Consider the following 13,809-nt stretch of genomic DNA (forward strand, 5'->3'; position numbering starts at 1 on the left):
GGATTTAGGGACTCAGAATACTTTTTTCTGAAAATCAAGGCGGCCTTCCCCGGAAAGCCGCGATGAACCAAAAATGATCCCGGCCATCCCCCGGTAGTTCCCACCCCCGGTGGCGGTAAACCGTCATCTACCCTTGAAGGGCGCCGTCCGGCAGGACGGCCCTCCATTCGCCGAGACACAGAGAAGGACATCATGGGCAGCAAACGAAAATCCAGAACGGAAGAACCGGTCGTGGCCGAGGCGCAAAAGCCCCTTGGCAACAAGGCATACGAAAAAGCGCTGCGCCTCTTGCACGTGGAGCTGGTCAGGCTGCAGCAGTGGGTGGTGCACAAGGGGCTCAAGGTCTGCATCGTCTTCGAGGGGCGCGACGGGGCCGGCAAGGGGGGCACCATCAAGGCGATCACCGAGCGGGTCAGCCCCCGGGTCTTTCGGGTCGTCGCACTGCCCGCCCCCACGGAGCGGGAGAAGAGCCAGCTCTACTTCCAGCGCTACATCCCCCATCTGCCGGCGGCGGGGGAGATCGTCATCTTCGATCGCAGCTGGTACAACCGGGCCGGGGTGGAGCGCATCATGGGTTTTTGCAGCGAGGAGGCGAGCGACAAATTCCTGGCTGGCACCCCCATGGTGGAAAAAGCCCTGGTGGACTCTGGCATCATTCTGCTGAAGTACTGGCTGGAGGTGACCCCACAAGAGCAGGAGCGGCGGCTGCGTGATCGCATCGACGATGGCCGCAAGATCTGGAAGCTCTCCCCCATGGACATCAAGTCCTTCGATCGCTGGGATGACTACACCCGGGCGCGGGATGCCATGTTCATCGCCACCGACACCGCCTGGGCCCCCTGGTTCGTGGCCCACTCCGAAGACAAGAAACGGGTGCGCCTCAACATCATCTCCCACCTGCTGGCACACATCCCCTACGAGGCGCTGCCGGCGGAGCCGGTGAAGCTGCCCAAGCGCAAGATAGGCAAAGTCAAACCATCGGATCACCCGCTTCGCATCGTGCCAGCCCTCTTCTAGCCAGAGGGGGTGAGCCCTGGCTCACCCCCTTTCCCTTCCTGCCCCAAAGGACAACCGGCGCCGCCTGTATCACCCAATGGCTTGTTGTTGCTCACGTTTTCCCGTTTGCCTCCCCTATACTTCAGCGACATTCAGGTCTGGCCGAGCGAGGAGGCCCCCATGTTGCGACTGTTTGCCCTGCTGCTTGTCTGCCTGGTGCTCCCGGTGCGGGCACTGACCCTGACCCCGGTGGCGGGGGAGCTGCGCCACCCCTGGGGGCTCGCCTTCCTGCCGGATGGCAGCTACCTCGTCAGCGAGCGCCTTGGGCGCCTGCTGCGCATCGACGCGGGTGGCAACCGCCATGTGGTCTCCGGCCTGCCGCCCCTCGCCGCCACGGGTCAGGGGGGTCTGCTCGATCTCGCCCTGGACGGCGATGGCTGGCTCTATCTCAGCTACAGCGAGCCGGGGGACGGAGGCGCCGGCACCGCCGTGGCCCGGGCCCGACTACAAAAAGACGCCCTCATCGACTGGCAACTGCTGTTTCGCCAAGAGCCCAAGGTGGCCGGCGGCGCCCATTTCGGCTCCCGCCTGGTGCTGACGGATGACCACCTCTTCATCACCCTGGGGGATCGCTACAGCGAGCGGGAGCGGGCCCAGACGCTGGACAACCACCTCGGCAAGACGGTGCGTCTGCACAAGGATGGCCGGGTCCCCGCCGACAACCCCTTCGTCAAGACGCCGGGGGCCCTGCCGGAGATCTGGAGCCTGGGCCATCGCAACATGCAGGGGGCGGCCCTGCGCCCGGGCAGCCAGTAGTTCTGGGCTCACGAGCACGGTCCCCAGGGCGGGGACGAGGTCAACCTCATCCTGCCAGGCCACAACTACGGCTGGCCCAGAGTGACCTTTGGCGAGGAGTACGGGGGCGGCAAGATTGGCGTGGGCCAGAGCGCGCCGGGCATGACGGCGCCGCGCTGGATCTGGGTGCCCTCCATCGCCCCCTCGGGCATGACCTTTTATCAGGGGGACCTGTTCAGGGAGTGGCAGGGGGATCTGCTGGTCGGCGCCCTGCGTGGTCAGGCCTTGTTGCGCCTGCACCTCGACGGAGACAAGATAGTGTCGGCGGAGCGGCTGCTGACCGATCTGGGGGAGCGGATCCGTACCGTCAAGGAGGGCCCCGACGGCGCCCTCTACCTGTTGACGGATTCAGGCCAGGGGCGCCTGCTCAAACTGACCCCATAGCATGAAAGGAGCAAGGATGAAGACGAATCGCATGCTGCTGGTGCTCTGCACCAGCCTCTGGTTGCTGGGCTGCAACACCATCCACGGGATGGGGCGGGACATCGAGAAGGCGGGGGAGGTGATCCAGGGCTCCGCCAAGCTGACGGACGCACCGGCCGCAGAGGGTCGCTGATCCCGGCCGGGTGGCGCTGTGGTTCGCCCCCTGTCGCCCCTCTCCTTACCCCTGTTCGGCGCCGGCCACCAGACTGGCCAGCGGCGCCATGGTCACCCTGACCCCGTGCTGTGCCAATGCCTCGCGGGCGCTCTGGGGCAGTTGCTCGTCGGTGATCACCTGATCGATCGCATCCCAGCTCACCACGTTGAAGGTCCCCACCTTGCCATATTTGGACGAATCGCAGATGAGGATGCGCGTCGCCGCCGACTCCACCACGGCTCGCTTCACCGGCACCTTCTGTTCGCTCGGGGTGGAGATCCCCTGACTGTCCCAGGAGGAGGCTGACAGGAAGGCGATGTCCAGATGGAGGTTGCGCAGGAAGTGGGCGGTAGCCTCCCCGGCACAGGACTGGTTCTCGCGAATGACCTGCCCTCCGGTGTGATAGAGGCGGCAGCGGCCGTGCTCGATGAGGTAGGCGCAGACCATGAAGTCGTTGGTCACTATCATCAAGTCTTCCCGAAGCGCCAGCTCCCGGGCCAGCTCCAGGGAGGTGGTACCGGCATCCAGATAGACGGTGCTCCCTTCGCTCACCTGGGCGGCGGCGAGCCGGGCAATGGCCAGCTTGGCCCCCTGCATCAGGCTGCGCTTGGCGGCGTGGGAGGGCTCGCTCTTGATCCGCTGGGAGAGGCTGACCCCGCCGGAGACAGAGAGTACCCGCCCCTGCTCCTCCAGCTTCTGGATGTCGCGCCTGATGGTCATGTGGGAGACCTGCAGCCAGTCGGTCAGCTCCACTATGCTGACCACGCCGCGCTCTGCCAGCAGTTGCAGGATACGTTGCTGTCGCTCTACGGGAATCATCTTGCCTCGCGCCTCGGGAAAAGGAAGGTGCCATTCTACCCCAGCGACCTGGGAAAAAATGATAAATAACCTGAAACGGGCTCACAAATCACATTTATTCACAATAAAAACGCCAAAATTTGACTCGAAAGAATCTCAATCCTCATAAATAACAAAAATTAACACACGATAAGTTATTTTTTGTGATGACTGCCTGATATTTCATCGCCGCAAGCCTCTACTATCTGCTCATCAGTCGTAATCGAGGAATCACGAGATGATCACTCCCTATCATGTTGCGGTCATCGGCCTGGGCGCCATGGGCATGGGCGCCGCCCGTTCCTGCCTGCGGGCCGGGCTCACCACCTATGGCATCGACCTCAGCGAACAGGCTCGCGGCCAGTTGCAGCAGGCCGGTGCCGCCGCCGTCATGGCCGATGCCAGGCCCCTGGCCGAGACGCTCGATGCCGTGCTGTTGCTGGTAGTCAACGCCACCCAGGTTCGCCGCATCCTGCTCGGCAACGAGGGGCTGGCTCGCCACCTCAAACCGGGCACCGCCATCATGGTCTCTTCCACCATCGCCGCCGAAGAGGCGAGCGCCCTGGCTGCCGAGCTGGCGCAGATGGGACTGCCGATGCTGGATGCGCCGGTTTCCGGTGGTGCCATCAAGGCCGATGCCGGCGAGATGACGGTGATGGCCGCAGGCTCCGACGCCGCCTTCGACAAGCTGGCCCCGGTGCTGGATGCGGTGGCCGGCAAGGTCTACCGGGTCGGCAGCGAGCCGGGCCAGGGCAGCACGGTCAAGATCATCCACCAGCTGCTGGCCGGGGTGCACATCGCGGTGGCCGCCGAAGCCATGGCCCTGGCCAGCCGGGCAGGGGTGTCCCTGGATCTCATGTATGACGTGGTGACCCATGCCGCCGGCAACTCCTGGATGTTTGAAAACCGCATGCCCCGGGTGCTGGCCGGTGACTACCAGGCCCGCTCCGCAGTGGACATCTTCGTCAAGGATCTCACCCTGGTAGCGGACACCGCCAAGGCGCTGCGCTTCCCGCTGCCGCTCGCGAGCACGGCGCTGAACATGTTCCTCGGTGCCAGCAACGCGGGCCACGGTCTGGAAGATGACAGCGCCGTCATCAAGATCTTCTCAGGCATCACCCTGCCGGGTCAGGAGGAGCAAGCATGAAACTCGGAGTCATCGCAGACGACTTCACCGGCGCCACCGACATCGCCGGTTTCCTGGTGGAGAACGGCCTCGCCACCATCCAGTTTGCCGGCATCCCGGCAGAGGCGGATTTGACCGGGGTCGACGCCGTGGTGATCAGCCTCAAGAGCCGCTCCTGCCCGGCCGATGAGGCAGTGCGCGACTCCCTGGCGGCCCTCGACTGGCTCAAGGCCCGCGGCTGCCCGCGCATCTACCAGAAGTACTGCTCCACCTTCGACAGCACGGCGGCGGGCAACATCGGCCCCGTCACCGACGCCCTGCTGGCGGCGCTTGGCCAGCACTTCACCCTGATCTGTCCGGCCCTGCCGGTAAACGGTCGCACCGTCTATCAGGGCAACCTCTTCGTCGGCGCCCAGCCGCTCGCCGAGTCCGGCATGCGCCATCACCCCATCACCCCCATGACCGACAGCAATCTGCTGCGGCTGATGGAGGGGCAAGCCCAGGGCCGCGCCGGTCTGGTGCCGTTCAATACCATCGCACAGGGTCCCGGCGCCATTGCCGACGCCTTTGAGCAGCTAACGCAAGCTGGTGTGCGCTACGCCGTGGTCGACACCCTGACCGAGCAGCACCTGCTGGACATCGCCACCGCAGCCCTCGACATGCCCCTGGTGACCGGCGGATCCGGCCTCGCCATCGGCCTGGCCCGTCAGCTTGGGAGCGGCGATCTGCAGGGTGCCCGCGAAGCGGGCTGGCCCAGAGGCACCCGCGCCGCGGTGCTGTCGGGCTCCTGCTCCGAGATGACCAACCGTCAGGTGGCCCGCTATCGCCAGCACGCTCCTGCCCTGGCGCTGGATGTGGTGCGCTGCCTCGAAGAGGCCGACTACCCGGCCGAGCTGGCGCGCTGGGTACTGGACCAGCCCCGGACCCCGGCGCCGCTGGTCTACGCCACCACCAGCCCGGCAGAGCTGGCCCGCATTCAGGAAACCCACGGCCAGCAGGCGGCCAGCGACGCGGTGGAACACTGCTTTGCCCGCCTCGCCCAACTGCTGCAAGGCGCCGGGGTGGACCGCTTCATCATCGCCGGTGGCGAGACCTCGAGCCGGGTCACCCAGGCCCTCGGCGTCAAGGCGTTCCACATAGGCCCGCAGATCGCCCCCGGTGTGCCCTGGGTGCGGGCCATCGACGCCCCCCTGTCGCTGGCCCTCAAGTCCGGCAATTTCGGGAGCGACGACTTCTTCGACAAGGCTCAGGAGTACTTCCATGACTGAACAGGCACTGCGCGACACCATGGTGATGCTGGGGGCCTCCCTCTTCCAGCGCGGATATGCCACCGGGGGCGCCGGCAACCTCTCCGCCCTGCTGCCGGACGGCACCCTGATCGCCACCCCGACCGGCTCCTGCCTGGGACGGCTCAGCGCCGACAGGCTCTCTCACGTCAACCTGCAGGGGGAACACCTGGGAGGTGATCGCCCCTCCAAGGAGGTGGCCTTCCACCTCGCCATCTACCACAACAATCCGGACTGCCGGGCCGTGGTGCACCTGCACTGCACCCACCTGACCGCCCTCTCCTGTCTGGAGGGGCTGGATCCGGCCAACGTCATCCGCCCCTTCACCCCCTACTACGTGATGCGGGTCGGCCAGTTGCCGCTCATCCCCTACTACAAACCGGGGGATGCCCGCATCGCCGAGGAGCTGGGGCGCCGCGCTCCCGAAGGCAACGCCTTCCTGCTTGCCAACCACGGCCCCGTGGTGACGGGCAAGGATCTGGTGGATGCGGTCAACAACATGGAAGAGCTGGAGGAGACGGCGCGCCTGGCACTGATGCTTCATGGCCAGTCCATCCGCTACCTGAGCGAACCCGAAATTGATGAATTGAGGAGGATGAAACCATGAGCAAGTTTGCAGCCAATCTCACCATGCTGTTTACCGAGGTGCCGTTCCTGGAGCGCTTCGCCGCCGCCCGCGACGCAGGCTTCGAGGCGGTGGAGTTCCTCTTCCCCTACGAGTGGCCGGCCGCAGAGCTGGGCCGCCGCTTGCGCGAGCAGGGGCTCTCCCAGGCCCTGTTCAACATGCCGCCGGGCAACTGGGGCGCGGGGGAGCGCGGCATGGCCGCCATCCCGGGGCGGGAAGCGGAGTTTCGCGGCCACCTGCCAAGCGTGCGTGACTATGCCCTGGCGCTCGGCTGCACCAAGGTACACGCCATGAGCGGCATCGTGGACCCTGCTCATAGCCTCTCGGCCCACCGCCAGACCCTGATCGACAACATCCGCTTCGCCGCCGACTTCCTGGCCGAAGACGGCATCAAGGTACTGCTCGAGCCGCTCAACGATCGGGATGTGCCCGGTTACTTCCTGGCCCACCAGCTCGACGCCCTGGCCTTGGTGCAGGAGATAGACAGACCCAACGTGGGGGTGCAGCTCGACCTCTATCACGCCCAGATCATGGACGGGGATCTCACCCGTCTCATCGGCAAGCTGGGCCCGGCCATCGGCCACGTCCAGATCGCCTCGGTGCCGGATCGCCACGAGCCGGACGAGGGGGAGATCGCCTACCCCCACCTGTTCAAGGCGCTGGCGCAGGCGGGCTACCACGACTGGATAGGCTGCGAGTACAACCCCAGAGCCGGCACCCGGGAAGGGCTGGGCTGGCTGACACAACAATAACGACCCTGAACATGAACGAGTCTGAGGATAACAAGATGCAGATCATCATCACCGGCGGCGGTGGCTTCCTGGGCCAGAAACTGGCCCGGGCCCTGCTGCAAGGCCCCCACCCCTTCACCGAGCTGCTGCTGGTGGACATCCAGCAGCCGCAACCCCCCCTGCCGGACCCCAGGGTTCGCTGCCTGCGGGCCGACCTCACCGAACCCGGTGTCGCCGAGTCCCTCATCAGCGAGCGGACCGCCGTGGTCTACCACCTAGCCGCCATCGTCAGCAGCCACGCGGAGCAGGACTTCGATCTGGGCTGGAAGGTCAACCTGGACACCACCCGCACCCTGCTGGAGGCGTGCCGCCATGCCCGGCCCGGCATCCGCTTCGTCTTCACCAGCTCGCTCGCCGTCTATGGTGGCCCGCTGCCGGAGCTGGTGAATGACGGCACGGCGCTCACCCCCACCTCCTCCTACGGCGCCCAGAAGGCCATGGGGGAACTGCTGGTCAACGACTACAGCCGCAAGGGCTTCGTCGACGGTCTGGTATTGCGCCTGCCCACCATCTGCGTACGGCCGGGCAAGCCGAACCGCGCCGCCTCCTCCTTTGTCAGCAGCATCATCCGCGAGCCGCTGCAAGGGGAGAGCGCCATCTGCCCAGTGAGCCCGGATCTGCGCCTGTGGCTCTCCAGCCCCGCCACCGTGGTCGCGAACTTCCTGCTGGCGGCCAGACTTCCCGCCACCGGTGACGCCCGCAGCATCAACCTGCCCGGCATCAGCGTGACAGTTGGCGAGATGCTGGAGGCCCTCGCACGGGCCGGTGGCCAGGCGGCCCGGGATCGGGTGCAGTTTGCCGCCGATCCGGCCATCGAGCGCATCGTGGCGAGCTGGCCGGGACGCATCGACAACCAGCGGGCCAGCGCCCTCGGCTTCGCGGCAGACAGGACGTTTGCCGACATCATCGACAGTTTCATCACCCATGACATGCAGGAGGCATCATGAGCGACATCCCAACCCCCATCATCGGTCTCATCATCGCGGTCTTCGTGCTGGTGTTCCTGGTCATCCGCACCCGGGTGCACGCCCTGATCGCCATGCTGGCGGCGGCCTGCATCGCCGGGATCACCGGCGGCATGAGCATCGACAAGACCCTCACCGTGATCACCCAGGGCTTTGGCTCCACCCTCGGCAGCATCGGCATCGTCATTGGCCTCGGGGTCATGATGGGTCGCCTGCTTGAGGTCTCCGGCGCCGCCGAACAGATCGCCTACAGCTTCATCAAGTGGCTCGGCAAGCGCCGCGAGGAGTGGGCACTGGCCATCACGGGCTACATCGTCAGCATCCCCATCTTCGTGGATTCCGCCTTCGTCATCCTCTATCCGGTGGCCAAGGCGCTGGCGAAAAGCGGCAAGCGCTCCCTGCTCACCCTGGGGGTGGCGCTCGCGGGCGGCCTGGTGGTAACCCACCATACCGTGCCGCCGACTCCGGGCCCGCTGGGGGTTGCCGGCCTGTTTGGCGTGGACATCGGCGCCATGCTGCTGACCGGCATGGCCCTGGCCATCCCCTGCGTGCTCGGCATCGTCTTCTACGCCCAGTGGCTCGACAAGAAGTACCCCGAGTTCGGAGCCCAGGCCGCCCAGACCCCGGACGAGCTGCAAGCCACCTATGAGCAGTACCTCAAGGAGAAGGAGGGCAAGACCCTGCCGAGCCTGACCCTGTCGCTGCTGCCGATCCTGGTGCCCATCGTGCTCATCTTCGTCAAGGCCATCTTCACCACTCTGGCCACCCTGGAGGGCATGGACGGCCTGATGGCGAACCCCCTGGTGCAGGGCATCAACTTCATCGGCACCCCCATCATAGCGCTGGCCATCAGCGTGCTGCTGGCGGTCTATACCCTGGTCCCGCACATGGACAGGCATGCCACCGCCGCCCGCCTGGAAGAGGGGCTGCAATCCGCCGGCATCATCCTGCTGGTGACCGGTGCCGGCGGCGCGCTGGGGGCGGTGCTGCGCGACAGTGGCGCAGGCCAGCAGCTGGCCGAGCAGATCGCCCTGCTGCCCATCTCACCCATCCTGATCCCCTTCATCGTGGCGACCCTGGTGCGCCTCATCCAGGGGTCCGGCACCGTGGCCATGGTGACGGCGGCCTCCATCTCCGCCCCCATCCTGGCGCAGATCCCCGGGGTCAACATGCTGCTGGCCGCCCAGGCCGCCACCATGGGGTCGCTCTTCTTCGGTTACTTCAACGACAGCCTGTTCTGGGTGGTCAACCGCATGATGGGGATCTCCGACGTCAAGCAGCAGATGATCGTCTGGTCCATCCCGACCACCATCGCCTGGGCCATCGGCGGCACCGGCGTCGCCCTGCTGAACCTGCTGTTCGGCTCCGGCGGCACCTGGTTCGACCCCGTGCTGCCGCTGCTGGTGCTGGCCCTCATCGTCTGGTACGTCAAGGGGCAGTCCCTGGCTCCGGCGGCAGGGGCCGTCCCGAGCCGGGAGTCATAACTCGCGCCGTCACGGCAACGCTGTGTGACGAGGGCCAGTCTGCTAGACTGGCCCTCTTTTTCGTTCATTCATCTTGCAAAGGAGTGTTGGATGCCTGCGTCTTCCTGGTGGGACAAGTCCACCGGTTTTGCCCTGCTCACCATCTTGCTGTGGGCCTCCCTCGCCGCGCTCACCTCCCGGATCACCAGCGTCTCGCCGCTGGTGCTGGTGGGGCTGGTGCTGCTGTTCTGCGGGGCGGGCACCCTGCCATTCTGGCGCCAGTGGCGCGCCAGCCCCCTCACCTGGCTGGTGACCATCACCGCCCTGCTGCTCTATCACCTGCTGCTGTTCACAAGCTTTCGCCACGCCCCCGTGCTGGAGGCAAACCTCATCAACTACCTGTGGCCGCTGTGCATCATCCTGTTCACCCCCTTGCTGCTGCCGGGTCATCCCCTGAGCCTGCACCATCTGCTGGCCGGGGCCCTGGGTCTCGCGGGATCGGTGCTGGTGATGGTCGATGGTCACCTGCAGTTGCAACAGGCCCATCTGCCCGGCTACCTGCTGGCCCTCGGCGCCGCCATCGTCTGGGGCGCCTATTCCGTGCTCTCACGCCGCCTGCCTCCCGCTCCCGCCGTGGTCACGGCCGCCGCCTGCCTGCCCGCCGGGCTCCTGGCCCTGCTGCTGGCATGGATGCTGGAAGGCCCCTTGCCATTCGCCCGGATCCCCCAGGGGGACTGGCTGCTCATCGCCGGGCTCGCCCTCGGCCCCATGGGGGCGGCCTTCGTCACCTGGTATCTGGCGCTGCGGGACGGGGATCCGCGCCGCATCGGCGCGCTCGCCTACCTCACTCCCTTGCTGAGCACCCTGCTGCTGGTCTGGCTCAACGGCGAGGCGCTCACCCCGCGCCATCTGCTGGCGGGGGGGCTCATCATGGGCGGCGCCCTGCTCGGCCTGCTGGTGAAAAGCCCAAGTCAACGGGAGCTGGCACGGCCACTGTCATAAAAACGCCATCAGACCTGATTAAGCTCGCGCCCATTGCGTGATTCAAGCAGGAATCTGATGTGAAAATTGCCCATTTTGCCTCCCTCTCTTCCCTCGTCTTGCTGCTGGTGGCCGGTGTCCAGGCCACCGCGCTCTATCATGGCTGGCAACAATTCAACCACTCGGCCCAGGCCCAGCGTCTGCAGGAGCGCCTGCAACAGCAACTGAGCGGTCCGTTGCAGGGGGCGCTTCGCGACTATCTCGGCAGCGGGGATCCCCTGCTGCTAGCCCAGGCACAGGGAGTGCGCCAGCAGGCGCTGGCGCTGTTGTCCCGCCTGGAGGATCCCCAGACCCAGCCGCTAAACACCCGGCTTGAGCAGATGAAAACCCGCATTGACGGCGACTATCTGGCGGCGGGCAAGCTCTCCGGCAACAGCCAGTGGTTGCTGCAAAATGCCGAGAACGAGTTGACCACCCAGGCCAAAGCCTTGCTCCGTTACGGCCAGCAGGGAGCAGCCGCCGGGCGGGATCCGGTCCTGACCGAGCAGTATCGCCAGGGGGCGGCCGACATCCTGACCGCCCTCCCCTCCCTCGCCCACCAGCGCCAGAACTACATGGAGCAGGCGAGCGCCAAGCGTCTCGAAGGGCTGCAATTCGAGCTGGCTGCCCTGCAAAAGCAGGCCGACTCCCTGGCCGCCCTGCCGAGCATGGAGCTTTTCGAGGAGGCACCGGCCGACGAATTCACCCTGGGAGAGCCGATACGCAAGGAGCTCGGGGATCAGCCCAAAGCCGAGCTGACCTCCCTGCTCAAGCGCTATCCCCAGGAGCTGGAAAACAGCCGCAAGGCGCTGCAACAGCAGCAGGCCGCTCGTCAGATGGTGCAGCAGGACATCACCCAGCTGCTGCAAGCGGGGGAGCAATTGGGCGAACAACTCGCCGCCGCCCGTCAGACCATGAACCGGGAGCTGGCCACCGTGCTCGGCGTGCTGGCGCTCTGCCTGGTCGTGGTGGCCCTGCTGTTCGCCCTGGTGCAGCGTCGCTGGCTGGTCAGGCCCCTGCTGCAACTGCGGGCAGCCTTCCTGCAGCTCGACGCCACGGGTCAGGCCCAGCTGCTGACCCCGGGGCGCGAGCGCAACGAACTGGCGGACATCGTCGCGAGCTACAACCGCCTGATACGGCGCCTGCAACAGGATCAGCAGCAGAAAGAGGGCCAGCTATCGGCGGTGTCGCAAAGTCTGCAAGGGATGGTCAACCAGGTGCAGGAGATCCATCACAGCACCCGCACCACGGAGCAGGCGGTGGATGAGAGCGACACCATGATGCAGGAGCTCAACCAGCTCGCCAGCGAGGTGCACCAGGTTGCCGCCGAAATAGCCCAGCACGCCCAGCACAATGAACACTCCATGAGCCAGAGCGAGCGGCTGGTCGGGGGCATGCTGACGGCTACCGCCCAGACCGGGCTCGCCATCGACGAGAGCAGCGGCGCCCTGGCCCAGCTGACCCGCTCGGTGGAGGACGTGACCGCCATCGTCGACGTCATCGGCCATATCTCCCAGCAGACCAACCTGCTGGCCCTCAACGCCGCCATCGAGGCGGCCAGGGCCGGGGAGCAGGGACGCGGCTTCGCGGTGGTAGCCGACGAGGTGCGCCACCTCTCCGCCGACACCCAGCGCTCCCTCGGCCAGATCACCGAAATCCTGGCGAGCCTCACCCAGGCGGGGGATCAGCTCGCCACCGTGCTGGCCCGCATCACCGCAGAGGCCGCCGAGCAGCGCCAGCAGGCGGAGCAGCTGCGCCAGACCACCCTGACGGTGCGGGAGATGGCGCGCAGCACCGCCGTCATCGCCCTGCAGGGCGCCGACAATGCCAAGAGCCAGGAGCACAGGCTGGCGAGCTTCGCCGCCCTCATCGGTCGCATCAGCCAGCACGCCCGCCAGGGCAGCCGCCTCTCGGTACAGGTCTCGGAGCATATCCACCACCAGGCCCAGCAGATCCCCCGGATCCTGAGCCAGGCCTGATCCCGGGCCCGGCGCCGTGCCGGGCCTGCGTTTCCCCCCATACTCGCCCCCGGGATCTCCAGTCCGGGCCCACAGGCCGGCGAGGCCGGAACAATGCCGCGCGACTCTTCCCCCATGCCGGCACCCTGGTTGCAGACCAGGCTCCCCAGTCTGCGTCGGCGACGCACATCCGGAGCAGGCCGAATCTTTTTTTGTGACACAAAATTATATGTTACCATCAAGTTAACAAAGAAAGTTCTGCCTTCCCGACAAGATCCGCACAGGATAACGGTGAACACCATATGAAAGCGCTCTCATTGCCGATGTACGTGGGCTTGGAGTGCCCACATCAAGAATCATGATTATTTGCACTCGGTCATATTTTTGAAACTTGCCGGGAACTTTACATTGATATTTCGCACCGCGAACGTACTCTTGGTGATGTCAGATCGCCAAGGATCGACAGCCAAAAAATAACGACTGTAACGATGCAGATAGCCCCGACCGATGCGCCAAGGCATCAGGCACAAGGGCACGACAGAGAACCATTTTTTTGCCCTTCGGGGTGTTGATTGCAATGCAAATACCGAGCGGCGGGTGCCTACCCGGCTGCCGGATAAAAAAGCTAAGTCCATAAAATCAGGAGCAATAACAAATGGAAAAAGTGATCTTCAAGCGCGCCGCGTTGAGTGCTGCCGTGGTCGCGGCACTGGTCGCACCCGGCATGGCGTTCGCCGCTCAAGACATGATGAGCCCGGAATACGGCAAGTCCTACAGCGCCTTCATCGACGAAGGCAAGCTCACCGGTGGCCTGTTCTACTTCCAGCGTGAGCGTGATCGCGTCCAGGCCGGTCCGGGTCAGGATGGCAAATACCACTCCAACCTGAGCCATGCCACTACCCAGGCAGCCCTGAACTTCAACTCCGGCTATGCATGGGGTGTGGTCGGCGTCGACGTGGGCGGCTTCGGTGCCTACGATCTGGCCGTTGACGAGAGCAATGGCGTCAACGAAGAGAACGAGTTCTCCTTCTGGGGCGACAAGTGGGGTTCAGGTGGTGACGGCGTTCCCGAGAACGGCTTCAGCCTCTCCAACGCCGCCCTGAAATTCAAGTTCGGTGACGCCGTCACCGCCAAGGGTGGTTACACCCAGCTCTATGTACCCGGCATCCTCGGCGTCAACTGGTCCTATCAACCCGGTACCTACCGTGGTGGCCAGATCGAAGGCACCTTCGGCGTAAGCGTTCACCAGCCCCCCGTTGACAGTCGAATGTGACGATCATCTCTTGATCCCCTTTCGGGGGTTGATAGAT

The 13,809-nt window shown here is 65.5% G+C and carries 11 protein-coding genes and 2 pseudogenes; 12 read left to right on the top strand and 1 reads right to left on the bottom strand.

Features of this window, described 5'->3' with window-relative positions; all coding sequences use genetic code 11:
* Positions 1-192 precede the first annotated feature (192 nt).
* The 3 genes and pseudogenes from ppk2 to OKB81_RS15155 all read left to right on the top strand — a co-directional run bounded on the left by ppk2 (position 193) and on the right by OKB81_RS15155 (position 2,407).
* Complete coding sequence (gene ppk2, locus OKB81_RS15145; RefSeq protein ID WP_010673303.1) at positions 193-1,017, top strand: polyphosphate kinase 2; 825 nt, start codon at positions 193-195, stop codon at positions 1,015-1,017.
* 159 nt (positions 1,018-1,176) lie between these two features.
* Positions 1,177-2,235: pseudogene (locus tag OKB81_RS15150) on the top strand (PQQ-dependent sugar dehydrogenase).
* 16 nt (positions 2,236-2,251) lie between these two features.
* The gene (locus OKB81_RS15155; protein WP_010673301.1) at positions 2,252-2,407 is read left to right on the top strand and encodes an entericidin A/B family lipoprotein; all 156 of its coding nucleotides are present in this window, start codon (positions 2,252-2,254) and stop codon (positions 2,405-2,407) included.
* A gap of 45 nt (positions 2,408-2,452) precedes the next feature.
* Here the strand turns inward: OKB81_RS15155 and OKB81_RS15160 are convergent, their stop codons facing one another.
* Positions 2,453-3,247 (bottom strand): DeoR/GlpR family DNA-binding transcription regulator, encoded by a 795-nt coding sequence (locus tag OKB81_RS15160; RefSeq protein WP_041211238.1) that lies wholly within the window; start codon positions 3,245-3,247, stop codon positions 2,453-2,455.
* A gap of 256 nt (positions 3,248-3,503) precedes the next feature.
* On the opposite strand from OKB81_RS15160, the gene ltnD reads away from it, so the two are divergent.
* The 9 genes and pseudogenes from ltnD to OKB81_RS15205 all read left to right on the top strand — a co-directional run.
* A complete protein-coding gene (gene ltnD / locus OKB81_RS15165; protein WP_160836560.1) occupies positions 3,504-4,412 on the top strand; it encodes an L-threonate dehydrogenase in 909 nt (302 codons plus the stop codon).
* Entirely contained in the window at positions 4,409-5,659 is a 1,251-nt protein-coding gene (gene otnK / locus OKB81_RS15170; RefSeq protein ID WP_109113011.1) for a 3-oxo-tetronate kinase, read from the top strand. Before ltnD ends, otnK begins: the two co-directional genes overlap by 4 nt.
* On the top strand, positions 5,652-6,284 hold the full coding sequence (gene otnC, locus OKB81_RS15175; RefSeq protein ID WP_043758491.1) for a 3-oxo-tetronate 4-phosphate decarboxylase: 633 nt from the start codon (positions 5,652-5,654) through the stop codon (positions 6,282-6,284). The genes otnK and otnC overlap by 8 nt, the downstream gene beginning before the upstream one ends.
* On the top strand, positions 6,281-7,054 hold the full coding sequence (otnI, locus tag OKB81_RS15180) for a 2-oxo-tetronate isomerase (protein WP_010673296.1): 774 nt from the start codon (positions 6,281-6,283) through the stop codon (positions 7,052-7,054). Before otnC ends, otnI begins: the two co-directional genes overlap by 4 nt.
* A 35-nt stretch (positions 7,055-7,089) precedes the next feature.
* Positions 7,090-8,040, top strand: coding sequence for a D-erythronate dehydrogenase (gene denD, locus OKB81_RS15185; RefSeq protein ID WP_119197388.1), 951 nt, complete (start codon positions 7,090-7,092; stop codon positions 8,038-8,040).
* Positions 8,037-9,542, top strand: coding sequence for a GntP family permease (locus OKB81_RS15190; protein WP_109112743.1), 1,506 nt, complete (start codon positions 8,037-8,039; stop codon positions 9,540-9,542). The genes denD and OKB81_RS15190 overlap by 4 nt, the downstream gene beginning before the upstream one ends.
* 90 nt (positions 9,543-9,632) lie before the next feature.
* Entirely contained in the window at positions 9,633-10,523 is an 891-nt protein-coding gene (locus tag OKB81_RS15195) for a DMT family transporter (protein ID WP_039041063.1), read from the top strand.
* A gap of 59 nt (positions 10,524-10,582) precedes the next feature.
* Positions 10,583-12,520: a methyl-accepting chemotaxis protein gene (locus tag OKB81_RS15200; RefSeq protein WP_119197387.1), complete on the top strand. Its 1,938-nt coding sequence runs from the start codon at positions 10,583-10,585 to the stop codon at positions 12,518-12,520.
* Positions 12,521-13,154: 634 nt separating this feature from the next.
* Positions 13,155-13,733, top strand: a pseudogene (locus OKB81_RS15205) (OprD family outer membrane porin); the annotation flags it as partial.
* Between the last annotated feature and the right edge of the window lie 76 nt (positions 13,734-13,809).

Source organism: Aeromonas sp. QDB56, from assembly GCF_027705505.1.
GTDB classification, from domain to species: Bacteria; Pseudomonadota; Gammaproteobacteria; order Enterobacterales; family Aeromonadaceae; genus Aeromonas; species Aeromonas caviae.

Coding starts and splice junctions, on each gene's coding strand:
- ltnD (WP_160836560.1), top strand. CDS start 3,504: ATGATCACTCCCTATCATGTTGCGGTCATCGGCCTGGGCGCCATGGGC.
- otnI (WP_010673296.1), top strand. CDS start 6,281: ATGAGCAAGTTTGCAGCCAATCTCACCATGCTGTTTACCGAGGTGCCG.
- denD (WP_119197388.1), top strand. CDS start 7,090: ATGCAGATCATCATCACCGGCGGCGGTGGCTTCCTGGGCCAGAAACTG.
- otnC (WP_043758491.1), top strand. CDS start 5,652: ATGACTGAACAGGCACTGCGCGACACCATGGTGATGCTGGGGGCCTCC.
- OKB81_RS15195 (WP_039041063.1), top strand. CDS start 9,633: ATGCCTGCGTCTTCCTGGTGGGACAAGTCCACCGGTTTTGCCCTGCTC.
- OKB81_RS15190 (WP_109112743.1), top strand. CDS start 8,037: ATGAGCGACATCCCAACCCCCATCATCGGTCTCATCATCGCGGTCTTC.
- OKB81_RS15160 (WP_041211238.1), bottom strand. CDS start 3,247: ATGATTCCCGTAGAGCGACAGCAACGTATCCTGCAACTGCTGGCAGAG.
- OKB81_RS15155 (WP_010673301.1), top strand. CDS start 2,252: ATGAAGACGAATCGCATGCTGCTGGTGCTCTGCACCAGCCTCTGGTTG.
- ppk2 (WP_010673303.1), top strand. CDS start 193: ATGGGCAGCAAACGAAAATCCAGAACGGAAGAACCGGTCGTGGCCGAG.
- otnK (WP_109113011.1), top strand. CDS start 4,409: ATGAAACTCGGAGTCATCGCAGACGACTTCACCGGCGCCACCGACATC.